Origin of the sequence: Marivita sp. GX14005, assembly GCF_023370775.1 — a bacterium.
Classification (GTDB): Bacteria; Pseudomonadota; Alphaproteobacteria; order Rhodobacterales; family Rhodobacteraceae; genus Marivita.
This window is the reverse complement of the sequence record NZ_JAMCCQ010000004.1, coordinates 197739-213721: the sequence shown is the minus strand read 5'-3', so window position 1 is coordinate 213721 and position 15983 is coordinate 197739. Positions and strand designations below refer to the sequence as shown.

Genomic DNA, 15983 nt, shown 5'->3' with positions numbered 1-15983 from the left:
GGAATGAAACCGAACGTAGCAAAGTTTGTTCCATTGACAACGTATCAGGAGATCGGGCCGATGGAGCCGGGCCGGACGGCCAGCCGAAACCCGCAGATGATATTCCCGCGGCGGCGCGCCGCACGCCGCAGGCGGCCCCTACCCCGTCACATCGACCCATGTGATGCCCGAATTCTCCGAGGACACCGCCGCCAACAGGCGACCGGCCAGATGCGTCTGGATGTAGCTTGCGGCGAATTTGCTCGGCGCCTTGAGCGTCAGCTTGCCGCCCTCACAGCCGGTTTCGACGAGCGGCGCGAACCAGGCGGCGTGCAGCGCGGGATCGGACCGGCCGAGCCGGGCAGAGGCCGAGGCCCAGAGACCGCCCCCCTGCCCTGCCGCGCCCGCGCGGAACGGCACGACATTGCCCGGCGCAGGCTCCGCGGGGGTTTCCTCGCGCCCCGCGCCCATCCGGGCGACGAAATCCGGGCCGACAGCGGCCCAATGCGCCCGCGTGGCGCGCAGAACCTCATCGAGGTCGATGGCATGTTCGGCCACCCGGCCCCGCGCCGCCGGACGGCGCAGCGTGATCCAGCCGCGCGCGCGCATCGCCGCCAGTTCGCGTTTCGCCGTGCGTTCGGTCACGCCCCACATCCGCGCGATCTCGCGCTGGCCGCAGGCGAAACTGCCGCGTTGCCAGTTGAACCGCGCCGTGATGAGCAGAACCAGTCGCGCCGCCAGCCGCCCATCGACATCGCGGTCGTTGCAGGCCAGCGCCATGAGCGCGGTCAGAATATCATATTTGACGGCGGCACCCGTCCTGCCCACCGGTCTGGCCTGTTGCATCCTCTCCACCTCGACGATTCGCCTCGCGGCGGTCACTCTACCTCAGGGTGCGGAGGTGTTGCGCTCGGGCTGTTGTTGCGGTCGCCCGATTCATCTTTTCACAACGCTCTTCCGAGCCCTGCCCGGATTAGCGTTGAAAACCGCCCCTCTGTCAAGGATTCGCGCCGCCGGAGCCATCTCCCGTCCCATTCCCGAAAAGAAAACCGGTATGGAGATGGTATTGGGGGTCATCCTGCATGTCCCCCTATCGGAGGGTGATGTCCCCTCAACGGCTTGTGGGGCGTCGGCGGATGTCCCCCCAAATGCGGCTCTGAAACACGGTGCCGTCCTCTGCGTCCGATTCGCGGGCAGTGCCGCCCAGAGCGCGCCGCCGGGCCTTGTATCGCTTGCGCATGGCCCCGCTCGTGCGTCCTTGCCCCGAGTGTATCATCACTGGACAGACACGCCAAATTCGGCGTAATTGAGAAAAAGCACAGAAATAGCGTCCGGTGATTTAGATGATTACGCATGAAGACCTTCGGGAGATACAGGCACGCTCGCTCAAGATGCAGGGCTGGATCAGGGAGCAGACCTTTTCGCCCGAGAAGGTGAAGAGCCTGCGCCGCTTTTCCTCTTGGGAGGTGAGCGAGCTGATCCTGGGCATGAACCAGTCCACCTTTCGCGGCCGGCTCGTCGCCGATCCGACCTTACCCGCGGGGAAGGTCGAACCCGAGGGGCGGCAGCGCTGGTTCTCGCTTGAGGAGGTGAACACGCTGCGCCGCAAGATCAAGGTGAAGGGCAAGACGCTCATGCCCGCCCGCCCCAAGGGCCGCGCCTTCCGCTCCGCCATCGCGAATTTCAAGGGCGGCGCCGGCAAATCCACCGTCGCGCTGCATTTCGCCCATGCCGCCGCGCTCGACGGCTACCGCGTTCTCGTCGTCGATTTCGACCCTCAGGCAACGCTGTCGCATTCCATGGGCCTCACCGATGTGAGCGAGGAGCAGACCGTCTGGGGCATCATGGCCCGCGATCTGGTGCGCGAGACGGACCGGATGAATGCCGCGCCCGTCGCCGCCGAATCGGGCACCGCCCTGCCCCGCCGCTCGATCCCCGACAGCGTGCGCGGCCTGGGCCTGCAGGAATTGCGCATCCTCGATTTCATCCGCCCGACCAACTGGCCGACCATCGACATCATCCCCTCCTGCGCCAATGCCGCCTTCGTCGAATTCGCTTCCGCGCAGTATCGGCACCTCAATCCCGAATGGTCCTTCTTCGCCGCCGTGTCGCGTTACCTCGACCAGCTGCCGGACGATGAATGGGACCTGATCTTCTTCGATTGCCCGCCGGCCATCGGTTACCAGTCCATGAACGCAGTCTTCGCCGCCGACATGCTCTGCATCCCGTCGGGGCCGGGTTACTGGGAATATGACAGCACCACCTCCTTCATCGGTCAGCTCTCCGAGGCGCTGGAGGATCTGTCCGCCGGGTTCGAGGGGGCCTTCCCCACGGGGAAGATGACGCTGCCCAAGACGTTCCAGGACATCCGCTTCCTGCTCACCCGCTTCGAGAGCGGCAACGATCTGCACCGCGCGATGTATGAAGCCTTTGGAAAGGTGTTCGGCGACAAGCTGGCCAAACATCCGATCGAATCCACACGGGCGGTCGAGCAATCCAACCGCTTCCTGAGTTCGGTCTACGAAATCGACTATCGCGACATGACGCGCGAGACATGGCGGCGGGCGCGGGCGACCTTCGATCAGGCCTGGGCGGAGTATCACGCAACGCTCCTGCCGGCCTGGCGCACGCTGTCCGAGGAAGAGGCGCAGGGCAACAGCCCGGCAGCATGAGACACGATCTTCCCCGCGGGGAAGGTCCGAAAACGAGGAGGCAGGCATGAGCCGCAAAAGACGCATTTTCGATATCGAGATGCCGGAGGAACCGGCCCCCGCAGAGGCACCCAAAGCGCCCGACACCGCGCCGCAGCGCCGGTCTCCGATGGCCAGCGCGATCGCCGAAAACGCGGGCGCGCTCAGCAGTCGGGCCGAGGCCGAGGCTCGCATCCGCGCCGAGAACGACGCGCTGGCGCATGAATATGTCGGGCTCAAGAGGGCGGGGCTGGTGTCCCGTCTGATCCCGTTGGGCGATGTCGTCACCGAAGCCCTTGTGCGCGATCGCGCGCCCGGCGCGGACCCGGACATGGGCGAGTTGATCGCATCGATCCGGGAGGTCGGGCTGTCGAATCCGATCCGCGTGGAGGAGCGCGAGGATGGCCGCTACGAGTTGATCCAGGGTTGGCGGCGGCTGAGCGCATATAAGGCTCTATACGCCGAAACAGGGTCTGATGAGTGGGCCGCGATCCCGGCGGGCATCCTTCCCCACGGGGAAGGCCTGGCCGGAATGTATCGCCGCATGGTCGATGAAAACCTCGTCCGCAGGGATCTGTCCTTCGCCGAAATGGCGACGGTCGCGCGCGCCTACGCCGCCGATCCCGACACCGCGCCGACGAGTGTTGACGATGCGGTCACGGAACTTTTCCGCTCTGCCGCCTACAACAAGCGCAGCTATATCCGCGCCTTCTCGCGCCTGCTCGATCTGCTCGGTCCGGCGCTGAAATTCTCGCAGGATATTCCGCGCAATCTAGGTCTCGCGGTTCTCAAGCGGCTGGAGGAAGATGCATCGCTCGTCGCAGAGCTCAGGGCGCGATTGCAAGACGGCGCGCCGCGCAGCGCCGGTGAGGAACTGGCGATCCTGCGCGCCTTCACTGCCCCGGACACACCGGAAGCGCCGAACGCGCCCAGGCCGGCCGCCGGGGCAGGGCAGGGGGGCAGCCAGCCCACCACCCCGCCGCGCCGTCCGCGCACCACGTTCGATCTTTCGCACGAGGGCGAGCGGGTGAAATGCACCGCCGGGGTGGGTCAGTTGACGCTGAAGCTCGACCGCGATCTGAGCCGCGTGGAGCGGCGCAAGCTGGAAGCGGGGATCGTGAAGCTGCTGAACGCCATCTCGTAAGCGGCGACCTTCCCCGTGGGGAAGGGCAGGGCGCTTGTGCCGGAAAGGACGATCTCAAGCTCGATGCCGATGTGGACGACACCGCGAGGTCTACGCTTCTAAAGCACTGATATAATTGACAAATTCTATCTTACTCGGCCGGACGGGGTGCAGCTTGTCGTCGATCTGCAAGCCGATCTGATCGGCATCGCGCCGCGACCATACTTATAGCGAAAACCTCAGGAACACAGGGCCGCGAGGCTTTTTCTGCTAGAACCGAGGCAATCGAGGTGTGGCAGGAAAAAATGTCCGGGTTTGGCTGCGAGGCTTTTTCTGCTAGAACTGGCCCTGCGTAACCTCTTGGTTCGCAGGGCATTTCCTTGTCGGGCGTGTCGAAAAAACGGGCCACGATCTGTTAAAATAACGTGAGTTGATCGGGTTTCTTTTGCTCGGGGCCGCTACGGGCGCGACCGTGGAAACTCTGTGTGAGCTGATATTGCCTGTCCGTGAAGAACAGTATCTGGACGTGACCGGCCGGGGGGACCAGCTCGCCGACCTTGGCGGCGATAACATCAGCTTTTTCCTTGGAGTAGGCATGGCGCAGATATACCGAAAACTGCACCATTCCGAAACCGAGATCGAGCAAGCCGTTCCGGAATCTCGTGGCGCGGCGGCGCTCCGTTTTCGTCAGGACGGGGAGGTCGAACAGGGTCCAAATCCACATGATCTTGTACTTCGAGAGGGCAGGAAGGTCAGGCATCGGCGGGGTCGTCTTCGGGGATCGGCTGTCGCGGGAAGGCGAGGTCGGCCTTTCGGGCGGTGAAACTTGCGGCGACGCCCTGGGCCAGCCGGAACAGCACCTGGGAGAGTGGCGAGCGACCCTGATCGGTTGAAAAGGGCGCGATGAGAGTTTCGACGAGGTCGGCGCGGCCGTCTTCGGCGGAGGTGACGCCGGACTGAAGCAGGGCGTGGACGGTCAAGTCGATGGTTGGTCGAAAGGGTTCCATCAGGTCATCGGCCAAGGCGAGCGCATCGCCGCCGCTGCGGTGATGGACCGAGAGCGAGGGGTGCAGGCCGGCGGAGACGATGGCGCGGGCGGTCGCGGCGCGCAGGACGGCATATCCATAGTTGAGAAGGGCATTGGTGCCTTCCGCCCTGGTATCGCGGCGAGAGCCCTTGCCCAGCAGCAGCGGCCAGTAGGCCTGTGCGGCCTGCGCCTCGCGGTTGGCGGGGTCGCCGGAGTGGACGGCGGCGGTCAGCCGGTGCAGCCGTTCCGAGGGCAGGTCGAGGCGGTCGAGCACGGCGGCCTGGGCGGCGATCTTGTGGCGGACGAGCCGCGCCCAGACCTGTTTGCGGAGCGGTTTGGGGGCGGCGGCCTGATCTGCCATGCGGTAGCCCTGTTCGCCATGGCCGTTCAGCGGCAGGACGACGGCGACCGGGGCGAAGTTCGGCCCCAGGATGGTGACGGGCACGTTCTGCGCGGCGAGATGGGCAAGCGGTGTTGGACCAGGTCAGGCCCTGGCCCGAGACCAGCACGGCGTCGATGTCGTCAAGCTCCGCCTTACCGATTTCCGCGCCGTCGTGGCGCACCGACAAAAATCCGCGTGACTTGTGAATGGCGGTGTTGTCCCGCGCCAGTTCCAGTATCCGTCCAACCATCGAACCCTCCGAACCGGGCCCGACAGGTCACCTGCAAACGTCACACCTTGCCATGCGGTATGGTGTGCACCTTCCCCAATTCGTCGATCCGCACGCGCCGGGCGCGCCGGAGCTTGAGCCTATTGAATGGCGGCCAATCCCATTCGAAATCGTCCTCCGGGTCTTTATGCCGCTTCTCCAAGTCTCCGGCTTCATTCGAGCCGAAGAGGACGACGTTCTTGTTATCCGGAGAATTATTCAGCTTTCGGACGACTTTGATAGAGTTGGCGCCGAAAACAATCTCTTTCCGTTCCTTGTCCCAGTCGAACAGTTGGATGGTATCGCCCTTATATAGACGCATGATGAATTTGGCATCGGGATAAGCGGTGCGCCAATCCCGAACCGTATCGAGATAAAGCCCCCAGACATCCACATCATGTGCGAACCACTTTCCGTCCGGTGCCTCCAGGATGTCCAGATAGGCGATTTCGGCACGGCGAAGATGGGTGAACACCTGACCTGAGCTGTCGTGGAGCGGTCGAAGACCCGATAAAGGTTCGATCAGGCGAACGCGTTTGACGCCGGTTTCGGTGCTCCACTCGGCGAGGTTGGTTGCGAGCGTGCCATCCTTTCCTGCAACCTCTTTGAGCTGCGCCCGTAGAGCAAGGTCGCGCACCACAGGGATCTGCGAAGCCGAAAGGTCGACTACGTTGGCACGCTTCACATAGGCGGTCTTGCCCTTTTTCGCGTGTAGCAGAGCCTCCTGATTTTCCGGCAGGTCACGGATAAGGCCATAGCGACCCGCCTTCTGCAATGCACCGGGCGTGTTCTGACTTGAAGGCCTCGACCCATTCGCGGTCGTCGAAGAATGCCGCGGACGATGGCTGACGCGGACATCGCGGATGGCGTCCATCACGACGTCACGAAAACCCGGGAACGGTTCGGGCGGGGCGGGCAGGACGCGGGGCAGGGCGTTGGCGCCGTGCTGTTTGGCGGCCTTCTGCAACCGGGCGATCATGCCGCGGTCGATCACGCCGACCGCCGCGGCGTCGATGGCGTGGTGGCGGTGATCATCGCGATTTTTGCGGTTGTGATCGCCCAGGTTCAGGCCCCAGCGGTGGCGCAGCAGGGCGGTCATGCGGCCCGGCAGCATCCAGACATGGCGGCGTTCCGTCCCATCGACGTCCTGTTTGTCGAAGAGGGTTTCGGCGTAGCCCCGCACGACCTTGGCCAGATAGCCGGTGGCGTGGAGCTGCCGGTCCTCGAAGCTTTTCTGTTCCTCGAAGACCTCCATCGCGTCGGGCAGGAAGCGCCAGGCCTTGTTGCGGGGCAGGTGTTTTGTCCGCTCGATCATGGCCTCCTGATCGAAGATGCCAAGCTCGGCGGCCTCGCCGGGTGACAGCATATGATCCAGCTCGTTGTCGTAGGGTAAGATGCAGACGCCTTTTTCCGGGCGACTGTCGGTGAAATCGATGCCGGAGAGGAGCGGGGCGCGGTCGACGGCTTCGTTGTAGGTGATGACGTCCGCGCGCATTTCGGCGACCATCGCATCGGTCGCCTCGCGGCAGAAGCGGAGATGGCCGTCGGGCAGGCGCACCTTTTCGGCGGCGGCGGTGTCGTCCTGCGATGTCAGGCCAAGCGTCTTGCGGACCTGCGTCCAGGTCATTTTCTGCCCGCCGTTCAGCGCGTCGAACAGGACGCGATGCTTGTCGGGGTCGAGACGTTCCTCGTGGGTTTCGCGGATGATCCGCAGGTGGCCGAGCTGTTGCAGGATCAGGAAGGCCTGTGCCGCCGGATGCCAGCGGGGCAGGCGGGGCTTTTGGGGAAAGAAGGTGCAGCGGCCGGGATCGACGGGGCGGAGTGGGCGTTGGTAGAAGATCGTTTCGCGCAGTCGGTCGCGGACCGCATCGGTCAACTCCGGGTGATGCCGGGCCTGCTCATTCCAGATCGCATCGAACTCGTTCTCCAGCATTCCGCGCGTCGGGTAGAACTCATAATGTTTCTCGGCTCCGTCACCATGCGGACGCACCCGCACGCCTTCTCCGGCCTTCAGACGGGACCAGAGATAGGCGCCATAGGTGGCGTGGCCGGTTTCGGTGAGCGTTTCAACAAGGGCGCGCGCGGCAGATTTGATGAGGCCGACGCAGGCCGGTCACCCTGGCCTTGTGAACGGTCTTCCAAAGCACAGGGTCGAGGTCGTAGACCGCCCAACCGATGGATGTCGTTCCCAGATCGAATGTAAACCGGACGGGCATGTCACAACCTCTTCAACCCCTTGACCCTTTGTGGAGAGTAGAGGAGGATCGGTACATCTTCTAGCAGAAGAAGCCTCGTGGTCTTTCCCGCGATAAGGTGAAATATCCACGACGTTGAGGCGGGCCGAGGCCCGCCTCGTTTCGTTTATGGAACGCGCGGTCCTAACACTATTGGTCATAATGTTAAGCGCCGAGGGGCCAAGGGCCGCGAAGAGCAGGACATCGCGGTCAGGATGTGGGCCTGACGCGGAACACAGGAGTACGCTAGAAATTAGATAGCATATGTGCTATCTAAAATCATGCGCGTTGTTCTGGACACCAATATCCTCGTTGCGGCTCTTTTGTCGGACGGCGGAGCATCACGGCGCATCTTGCGCCTCTGCCTCGAACGACAGGTGTCGCCGCTTGTCGGTGCGGCCCTGTTCGCGGAATACGAGAGCGTTCTGGCCCGCAACGAACTGTTCCAGCGTTCCGCGCTCGATGCCGCCGAGCGCGAGGCTCTGTTCGACGCCCTGATGTCGGTCAGCACCTGGACGCCGGTCTATTACCTCTGGCGGCAAAACCTGCCCGATCCGGGCAACGATCATCTGATCGAACTGGCGGTCGCCGGAGGCGCGGACTGGATCGTCACAACCATCCTGCGCGATCTGCGGCGCGCGGAGCTGCCTTTCGACGATATAGAGACCGGGACGGCGGGAGACTTCTTGAAAGCATGGGAGACACGAACATGAGCGTCATGACCATCAGATTGCCCGATGCGCAGCACGAACGGCTGCGCCAGCTCGCCAAGACGCGGGGCGTGAGCGTCAACAAGGTGATCGAGGAGCTGACGACCCGCGCCCTGACCGAGTTCGATCTTGAAACGCGGTTCCGGACGCGTGCCGCCAGAGGCGATCCCGAGGCGGGGCTGCGTCTTCTGGATCGACTCGACCAGGAAGATGCGCGCCAATCATGAGCGACGTCGAAGCAATCCTGGATGCGCGCGCCGAAGACCTGCGCGCGATCGATGACATGATCCTCGGCGACGCGGCCGGCGTGGCGCAAGCATCGGATCACCTGCGCGAAGCCTTGGATGCCATCCGCCCGGCACTTGATGAGCGCCAGTTCGAAGCCGCAGCGACGTTTGGTTACGGCGATATCTCATCCGGCTCTGCCGTCCGAGCGAGATGATGCTGAACCCGCTCGAGCGCCTCCCGCCCGGTCCGATGGCGAAAGAGGACGGCACACCGCTGATCGATGTGGGCGGAAACCGCGTTGGAGGCGGATAAATTGGATGCCCGGTTGATCCAGACAATCCTGTCCGGCATTCCGCTGCCCGTTATCCTCGTCGGTGCGGATGACAGGATTTTGGCCGCCAACGCGGCGGGCGAGGCGATCCTGGGGCCCGGGCAGGTCGGGCGCCATCACGCCCTGGCCCTACGCCAGCCCGCGCTTCTGGCTACGATCGAGGCGGCGCTCCGGGCGGGCACCCGCGCGGAGGCGCCTTACGTGATTCCCGGCCACTCGCACGAGGTGAGCTACCGGGTCACGGTCTCGCCGGTCCCATTGGGTGAGGCGCGCGGCGCGCTTTGTGCCTTCGAGGATATCACCGAGCAGGAGCTTGTCGGCCAGTTCCGCCGCGATTTCGTCGCCAATGTCAGCCATGAATTGCGCACGCCGCTGACCACGCTCGTCGGCTTCATCGAGACCCTGAAAGGCGCAGCGAGGGATGATCCGGCCGCCCGCGACCGCTTTCTATCGATCATGGAGCGTGAGGCAGGCCGGATGAGCCGGCTGGTCGACGATCTGTTGTCTCTGTCGAAGGTCGAGGCGCAGGAACGGCAGCGGCCTACCGCGCTTGTCAATGTGGCCGAGTTGGTTAATGCCGCTGCCGCCAGTTTTCGACCAGCCGCTGTGGATGCGGGGCTTGAACTCGAGATCCTGGGAACGGACCGTCAGGCGCGCATCCCCGGCGATGCCGACCAGTTGATGCAGGTATTGCAGAACCTGATCGAGAACGCGATCAAGTACGGCGCGGCGGGCAGCCGTGTCACGCTCGCCCTCCACGCCCCGAACGATGAGGCGATGCTGCGCATCGACGTGACCGACGATGGCGACGGGATCGAGCCGATGCACCTGCCGCGCCTGACCGAACGGTTCTACCGCGTCGACGATCACCGCTCGCGCGATAAGGGCGGCACGGGGCTGGGCCTTGCCATCGTCAAGCATATCGTCAGCCGCCATCGCGGCCGGCTCGACATCGGCAGCGCGCCGGGCACGGGCGCGCGCTTCTCGGTTTTCCTGCCGAGAAACTGACCTGCGCGGGCGGGTTTCATGGAACTGTTACATGAGTGTCGCAAAACCGTAGCAGCCGGCGCTTATAGCGGCGGTGCGGATCGTTCCCGGACGAGCCGCCGCGACACAACAGGAGAAGATCCATGTCCCGCATGACGCCTGCGACCTCTGCCCTTGCCATCCTGGCCGTCTCGGCCACCGCCGCCGCTGCGCGCGACCAGGTGCAGGTGGCCGGTTCGTCCACCGTGCTGCCCTATGCCACCATCGTCGCCGAACTGTTCGGCGAAAACACCGACTTTCCCACACCGGTGATCGAATCCGGTGGCTCTTCGGCCGGCCTCAAGAGGTTCTGCGAGGGCGTGGGCGAGAACAGCATCGATATCGCCAATGCCTCGCGCCGCATCAAGGACAGCGAGAAGGCGGTCTGCGCGGCTGCCGGTGTCACGGAGATCATCGAGGTGCGGATCGGCTATGACGGCATCGTGTTCGCCTCCGACATTGGTAGCGCCTCCTTCGCCTTCACCCCCGCCGATTGGTACAAGGCACTGGCGGCCGAGGTCGTCGTGGATGGCAAGCTGGTTCCGAACACCGCGACCAAGTGGAGCGACGTGAACCCCGATCTGCCCGCGCAGGAGATCATGGCCTTCGTTCCCGGCACCAAGCATGGCACGCGCGAGGTTTTCGACGAGCGCGTGATCGAACAGGGTTGCGAGGACAGCGGTGCCGCGGCCGCGCTGGAAAACCTTGGCGCGGATGCGGGCAAGCTCTGCACATCGCTGCGCACCGATGGCCGCGCGGTCGAGATCGACGGCGACTATACCGAGACGCTGGCCCGGATCGGCAGCAACGCAGACGGGATCGGCGTGTTCGGCCTGTCCTTCTACGAGAACAACACCGCGAAACTGCAGGTTGCGACCATGAACGATGTCGTCCCCTCGACCGAGACCATCGCGTCGGGCGAGTACCCGGTCTCGCGGCCGCTCTATTTCTACGTGAAACAGGCGCATCTCGGCATGGTTCCCGGCCTGAAAGACTATGCCGAATTCTTCGTGTCGGACGATATCGCCGGGCCGGGCGGGCCGCTGGCCGATTACGGGCTGGTGCCCGACCCGGAGCTGGCCGACACACAGGCCGGGCTGGCCGATGAAGCGCTGATGAACTGATCCGCCGCGCCAATCCGGGCGGCTCGGTTCCGGCCGGGTCGCCCGCACCCGCCGCACCGGAGGCCTCATGTCCGCAATCTGGACCCTGTTGACCCTGCTCATCCTCGCCGCCCTGGGCTTTGCGCTCGGCCGCGCGCGCGCCCTTGCCAGCGCCGGCGGCGACATCCGTGCGCTGCATTCCCTACCAGGCCACTACGGCTGGGCCACGGTTCTTTTCACGCTGGTCCCCGCGCTTTCGCTGCTTGCCCTGCTGACGATGGCGGCCCCGCTGACGCCTGCGGGCACCGTCGCCGTGGTGGCATTGGCGCTGGCGGCCCTTGCCTGGTCGCTGCGCCGGATCGCCCCCGATTTCCGCGCCCGCCGGACGGTGGAGCGCGGTGTGCTGGTGCTGCTCGTCCTCGCCGCCTGCGTCGCCATCGCCACCACGGCGGGCATCGTGCTGTCGATGCTGTTCGAGACGCAGAATTTCTTTGCCCAGTACGGCTGGCGGGATTTCTTTCTCTCCACCACCTGGGCACCGCGGTTCCAGGGCAATTCCGACCTGGGAATACTGCCGCTGCTTTGGGGTACGCTCTATGTCAGCTTCATCGCGCTCGTCTTCGCGGTGCCGGTCGGGCTTTTCGCCGCGATCTACATGGCCGAATATGCCAGCCGCCGCTTCCGCGCCATCGTCAAGCCGGGCATCGAGGTGCTCGCGGGCATCCCCACCATCGTCTACGGCCTGTTCGCGCTGATCACCGTCGGCCCGCTCTTGCGTGACTACTTCGCGCAGCCGCTCGGGGTGGGGTCGAGCGGCTCGTCGGTGATGACCGCGGGGCTCGTCATGGGGATCATGTTGATCCCGTTCGTGTCGTCGCTGTCGGACGACATCATCGCCCAGGTGCCGCAATCGCTGCGCGACGGCTCGCTCGGCCTTGGCGCGACGCGCTCCGAGACGATCTGCCAGGTGATCCTGCCCGCCGCGCTGCCCGGCATCGTCGGCGCGGTGCTGCTGGCCGCAAGCCGCGCCATCGGCGAGACCATGATCGTCGTGCTTGGCGCCGGGGCCGCCGCGAAGCTCAGCCTCAACCCGTTCGAGGCGATGACCACCATCACCGTCAAGATCGTCAGCCAGTTGACCGGCGACAGCGATTTCGCCGCGCCCGAGACCCTCGTGGCCTTCGCCCTCGGGCTGACGTTGTTCGCCATCACGCTTTGCCTGAACGTGCTGGCGCTGGCCATCGTGCGCAAATACCGGGAGCAATACGAATGAGCGACATCTCCTGTCCCGCACCGGCGCAATCGCTGCTGAAACGCGGCGACCGCACCGCGCGGCGCCATGCTGCCGAAGCCCGGTTCCGCGCCTGTGGCCTCGGCGCGATCCTGATCGGCCTCGCCGCGCTGGCGGTGCTGCTGGCCTCGGTCCTGACCTCCGGCCTCGGCGCGTTTCGCCAGAGCTACATCCATCTTCCTATTCATCTGAGCGAAGCGGAGCTGGACCAATCCGGCACCCGCGACACCGAGGTGATGAAGAAGGTCACGACCATCGGCTACGGCAAGGTGATCGACAAGGCCCTCGCCGAGGCCGTGGCTCAGGCGGGCATCGCCATCGACGGGCTGACCGACGACGACATATCCGGCATCATCTCACGCGAGGCGGCCGCGCAGGTGCGCGACATGGTGCTGTCCAACCCCGATCTGATCGGCGAGACAATCGATCTGTCGGTTCTCGCCAACGGCCGGATCGACGGCTATCTGAAAGGCCGGGTCACGGCGGAATCGGCCGCGCTCGACAGCAATGTATCCCCCGCGCAACTGCAGCTGGCCGATGCGATGATGGAACGGGGCCTCCTGTCGCTCGATTTCAACGCCGCGTTTCTGACCGCGCCGGATGCGTCCGACCAGAGGCCCGAGGCGGCGGGGCTGGGGGTCGCCATCCTCGGCTCGGCCTACATGATGCTGATCGTGCTGGCGCTGGCGCTGCCCATCGGCGTGGCGGCTTCGATCTATCTGGAAGAATTTGCGCCGAAGAACCGGCTGACCGATCTGATCGAGGTAAATATCGCCAACCTCGCCGCCGTCCCGTCGATCGTCTTCGGCATCCTGGGCCTGGCCATCTTCATCAATTTCGCGGGCCTGCCGCAATCGGCGCCCGTGGTGGGCGGGCTGGTCCTGACATTGATGACCCTGCCGACGATCATCATCGCCACCCGCGCCAGCCTCAAGGCGGTGCCGCCCTCGATCCGCGAAGCGGCGCTCGGGCTGGGCGCGTCGCGGATGCAGGCGGTGTTTCACCATGTCCTGCCGCTGGCCGCGCCCGGCATCCTGACCGGCACGATCCTCGGACTGGCGCAGGCGCTGGGGGAGACCGCGCCGCTCTTGCTGATCGGCATGGTCGCCTTCGTGCGCGAATATCCCGCCGCGCCGCCCGAAGGGCTTTTCGATCCCGCCTCGGCCCTGCCAGTGCAGATTTACAACTGGACCCAGCGCGCCGACCCGGCCTTTGTCGAACGCGCGTCGGGCGCGATCATCGTGCTGCTTGCCTTTCTACTTGTCATGAACGCCGCGGCCATCCTGCTGCGCCGCCGTTTCGAACGCCGTTGGTAAAGGAACCGCCATGAAAGACACGCTGACAGAAACGCCCGCCACCACCGACACCGCCAAGATCGCCGTTCGCGGCCTGCAGGTGCATTACGCCGATACACACGCGGTCCGCGACGTCGATGTCGATATCCCCGATAAGGCCGTCACCGCCCTCATCGGGCCGTCGGGCTGCGGGAAATCCACCTTCCTGCGCTGCCTCAACCGCATGAACGACACGATCCCGGCCGCCCGCGTCACGGGCGAGGTCCGCATCGACGGCGAAGACATCCACGACCCGCGCGTTGACCCGGTGCAATTGCGCGCCAAGGTCGGCATGGTTTTCCAGAAGCCAAACCCCTTCCCCAAGTCGATCCGCGACAACGTCGCCTACGGGCCGAAAATCCACGGCCTGACCCGCACGCGGGCCGAGCTGGACGAGGTGGTGGAAAAGTCCCTGCGCCGCGCCGCGCTCTGGGACGAGGTCAAGGATCGGCTCAATGCCCCCGGCACCGGGCTTTCGGGCGGGCAGCAGCAGCGCCTCTGCATCGCGCGGGCCATCGCCACCGCGCCCGAGATCCTGTTGATGGACGAGCCGTGCTCGGCGCTTGACCCGATTGCCACCGCGCAGATCGAGGAACTGATCGACGAATTGCGCAATCGATTCGCGGTCGTGATCGTCACCCATTCCATGCAGCAGGCCGCCCGCGTCAGCCAGCGCACGGCGTTTTTTCATTTGGGCCGCATGGTGGAATATGGCGATACGGGTGAGCTCTTTACAAACCCCGCCGACCCGCGCACGGAAAGCTATATCAGCGGCCGCATCGGCTGAAGGAAGACGAGATGACCAGCAAACATCACATCGCTACGGCCTTCGACCGCGACCTTGAGGCGATCGAGGCCATGATCACCCGCATGGGCGGGCTGGTCGAGGCCGCTATTCTGGACGCCGTTCGCGCCTTGGAGACCCGCGACAATGAACTTGCGGGCCAGGTGCGCCGCGGCGACGCCGAGATCGACGCGCTGGAAGAGCGGATCAATATCGAGGCCGCCCGCGTGATCGCGTTGCGCGCGCCCACCGCGGCCGATCTGCGCACGGTGCTGAGCGCGATGAAGATCGCCGCCGCGCTGGAACGCTGCGGCGATTATGCCAAGAACCTCGCCAAACGCTCGGACGTGCTGTCGCGCATGCCGCCGGTCGAGGGCGCGACAGGCTCGATCCGCCGCATGGGCAAGGCAGTGCAGCTGCAGTTGAAACAGGTGCTCGACGCCTATATCCACCGCGACGCGGAGCTGGCCGAGGAGGTGCGGCAGGGCGATCACGATGTGGACCAGATGTACAACACCCTTTTCCGCGAGTTCCTGACCCACATGATGGAGGATCCGCGCAACATCTCGGCCTGCATGCACCTTCATTTCATCGCCAAGAATATCGAACGCGTCGGCGATCACGCCACCGGCATTGCCGAGCAGGTGATCTATCTCGCGACCGGCGCGATGCCGGATGGTGAGCGCCCGAAAGCCGACTATACCGCCAGTGCAGCCAGCAAGGGCGGGGCCGCGTGACCGCCATGGACCGCCCCTTGATCCTGCTGGTTGAGGACGAGGCCGCACAGCGCGAGGTAATCAGCTACAACCTCGCCGCCGAAGGCTATCGCGTGCGCGAGGCGCATGACGGCGAAGAAGCGATGTTGCTGGTGGATGAGGATCCGCCCGACCTCATCATCCTTGACTGGATGATGCCGAGGCTGTCGGGGATCGAAGTCTGCCGACGCCTGAAGGTTCGGCGCGAGACGCAGGACATCCCCGTTATCATGCTTTCGGCCCGCTCGGACGAGCCAGACCTCGTCCGCGGGCTGGAAACCGGTGCCGACGACTATGTGGTCAAACCCTATTCCGTCGCCGAGCTCATGGCCCGCGTTCGCGCGGGCCTGCGGCGGGTGCGCCCTTTGGCGGCCGGGGCTGTTATGGAGTTCGGGGATATCCGGCTCGATGGCGAAACCCACCGCGTCACCCGCGCAGGCAAGGAAGTGACCCTCGGCCCGACCGAATTCCGCCTGCTGGCGAGCCTGATGGAAAAGCCCGGACGGGTGCTCAGCCGCGAGCAGCTGCTGGATCGGGTCTGGGGCCGCGGCATCCACGTCGAAACCCGCACCGTCGATGTCCATGTCGGCCGCTTGCGCAAGGCGCTGTGCCGGCATGGCGGCGACGACCCGCTGCGCACCGTGCGCGGCGTCGGCTATGCCCTGGGCTGACGCACGTCGGCTGCGCCGGATGGCGGAACGGGTGCCAAGACCGGAAC

15 protein-coding genes and 1 pseudogene are annotated in these 15983 nt (G+C 65.0%); 12 read left to right on the top strand and 4 right to left on the bottom strand.

The window, feature by feature from the left end:
* Positions 1-138: 138 nt before the first annotated feature.
* Positions 139-825, bottom strand: a complete 687-nt coding sequence (locus tag M3465_RS13060) for a helix-turn-helix domain-containing protein (RefSeq protein ID WP_249502204.1) — start codon at positions 823-825, stop codon at positions 139-141.
* 497 nt (positions 826-1322) lie between these two features.
* Here M3465_RS13060 and M3465_RS13055 point away from each other — a divergent pair, with 497 nt between their 5' ends.
* Together M3465_RS13055 and M3465_RS13050 are read left to right on the top strand one after the other, a co-directional pair.
* Positions 1323-2651, top strand: coding sequence for an AAA family ATPase (locus M3465_RS13055; protein ID WP_249502203.1), 1329 nt, complete (start codon positions 1323-1325; stop codon positions 2649-2651).
* A gap of 46 nt (positions 2652-2697) precedes the next feature.
* Positions 2698-3813, top strand: a complete 1116-nt coding sequence (locus tag M3465_RS13050) for a ParB/RepB/Spo0J family partition protein (RefSeq protein WP_249502202.1) — start codon at positions 2698-2700, stop codon at positions 3811-3813.
* 394 nt (positions 3814-4207) lie between these two features.
* Here M3465_RS13050 and cas2 read toward each other — a convergent pair whose 3' ends face one another.
* The 3 genes and pseudogenes from cas2 to M3465_RS13035 all read right to left on the bottom strand — a co-directional run bounded on the left by cas2 (position 4208) and on the right by M3465_RS13035 (position 7402).
* Positions 4208-4552 (bottom strand): CRISPR-associated endonuclease Cas2, encoded by a 345-nt coding sequence (gene cas2, locus M3465_RS13045; RefSeq protein ID WP_249502201.1) that lies wholly within the window; start codon positions 4550-4552, stop codon positions 4208-4210.
* A pseudogene (gene cas1 / locus M3465_RS13040) lies at positions 4545-5276 on the bottom strand (type II CRISPR-associated endonuclease Cas1); the annotation flags it as partial. The gene cas2 and the pseudogene cas1, both read right to left, overlap by 8 nt.
* Positions 5277-5491: 215 nt before the next feature.
* Positions 5492-7402 carry a hypothetical protein gene (locus M3465_RS13035; RefSeq protein WP_249502199.1) on the bottom strand — a complete coding sequence of 637 codons (1911 nt, stop codon included), beginning with the start codon at positions 7400-7402 and terminating at the stop codon, positions 5492-5494.
* A gap of 582 nt (positions 7403-7984) precedes the next feature.
* Here M3465_RS13035 and M3465_RS13030 point away from each other — a divergent pair.
* From M3465_RS13030 to phoB, 10 genes are all read left to right on the top strand, one after another.
* Positions 7985-8416, top strand: a complete 432-nt coding sequence (locus M3465_RS13030; protein ID WP_249502198.1) for a putative toxin-antitoxin system toxin component, PIN family — start codon at positions 7985-7987, stop codon at positions 8414-8416.
* Complete coding sequence (locus M3465_RS13025) at positions 8413-8640, top strand: ribbon-helix-helix protein, CopG family (protein WP_249502197.1); 228 nt, start codon at positions 8413-8415, stop codon at positions 8638-8640. The genes M3465_RS13030 and M3465_RS13025 overlap by 4 nt, the downstream gene beginning before the upstream one ends.
* Positions 8637-8855, top strand: a complete 219-nt coding sequence (locus tag M3465_RS13020) for a hypothetical protein (protein WP_249502196.1) — start codon at positions 8637-8639, stop codon at positions 8853-8855. The genes M3465_RS13025 and M3465_RS13020 overlap by 4 nt, the downstream gene beginning before the upstream one ends.
* Positions 8856-8921: 66 nt before the next feature.
* Positions 8922-9980 (top strand): ATP-binding protein, encoded by a 1059-nt coding sequence (locus M3465_RS13010; RefSeq protein ID WP_249502195.1) that lies wholly within the window; start codon positions 8922-8924, stop codon positions 9978-9980.
* Positions 9981-10102: 122 nt separating this feature from the next.
* Positions 10103-11122 carry a substrate-binding domain-containing protein gene (locus M3465_RS13005; RefSeq protein ID WP_249502194.1) on the top strand — a complete coding sequence of 340 codons (1020 nt, stop codon included), beginning with the start codon at positions 10103-10105 and terminating at the stop codon, positions 11120-11122.
* 67 nt (positions 11123-11189) lie between these two features.
* Positions 11190-12374, top strand: coding sequence for a phosphate ABC transporter permease subunit PstC (pstC, locus tag M3465_RS13000; RefSeq protein WP_249502193.1), 1185 nt, complete (start codon positions 11190-11192; stop codon positions 12372-12374).
* A complete protein-coding gene (pstA, locus tag M3465_RS12995) occupies positions 12371-13708 on the top strand; it encodes a phosphate ABC transporter permease PstA (protein ID WP_249502192.1) in 1338 nt (445 codons plus the stop codon). Before pstC ends, pstA begins: the two co-directional genes overlap by 4 nt.
* Positions 13709-13718: 10 nt before the next feature.
* Positions 13719-14513, top strand: a complete 795-nt coding sequence (pstB, locus tag M3465_RS12990; RefSeq protein WP_249502191.1) for a phosphate ABC transporter ATP-binding protein PstB — start codon at positions 13719-13721, stop codon at positions 14511-14513.
* Between the two features lie 11 nt (positions 14514-14524).
* Complete coding sequence (phoU, locus tag M3465_RS12985) at positions 14525-15247, top strand: phosphate signaling complex protein PhoU (protein ID WP_249502190.1); 723 nt, start codon at positions 14525-14527, stop codon at positions 15245-15247.
* Positions 15248-15252: 5 nt separating this feature from the next.
* Positions 15253-15936, top strand: a complete 684-nt coding sequence (phoB, locus tag M3465_RS12980; protein WP_249502376.1) for a phosphate regulon transcriptional regulator PhoB — start codon at positions 15253-15255, stop codon at positions 15934-15936.
* Positions 15937-15983: the final 47 nt, after the last annotated feature.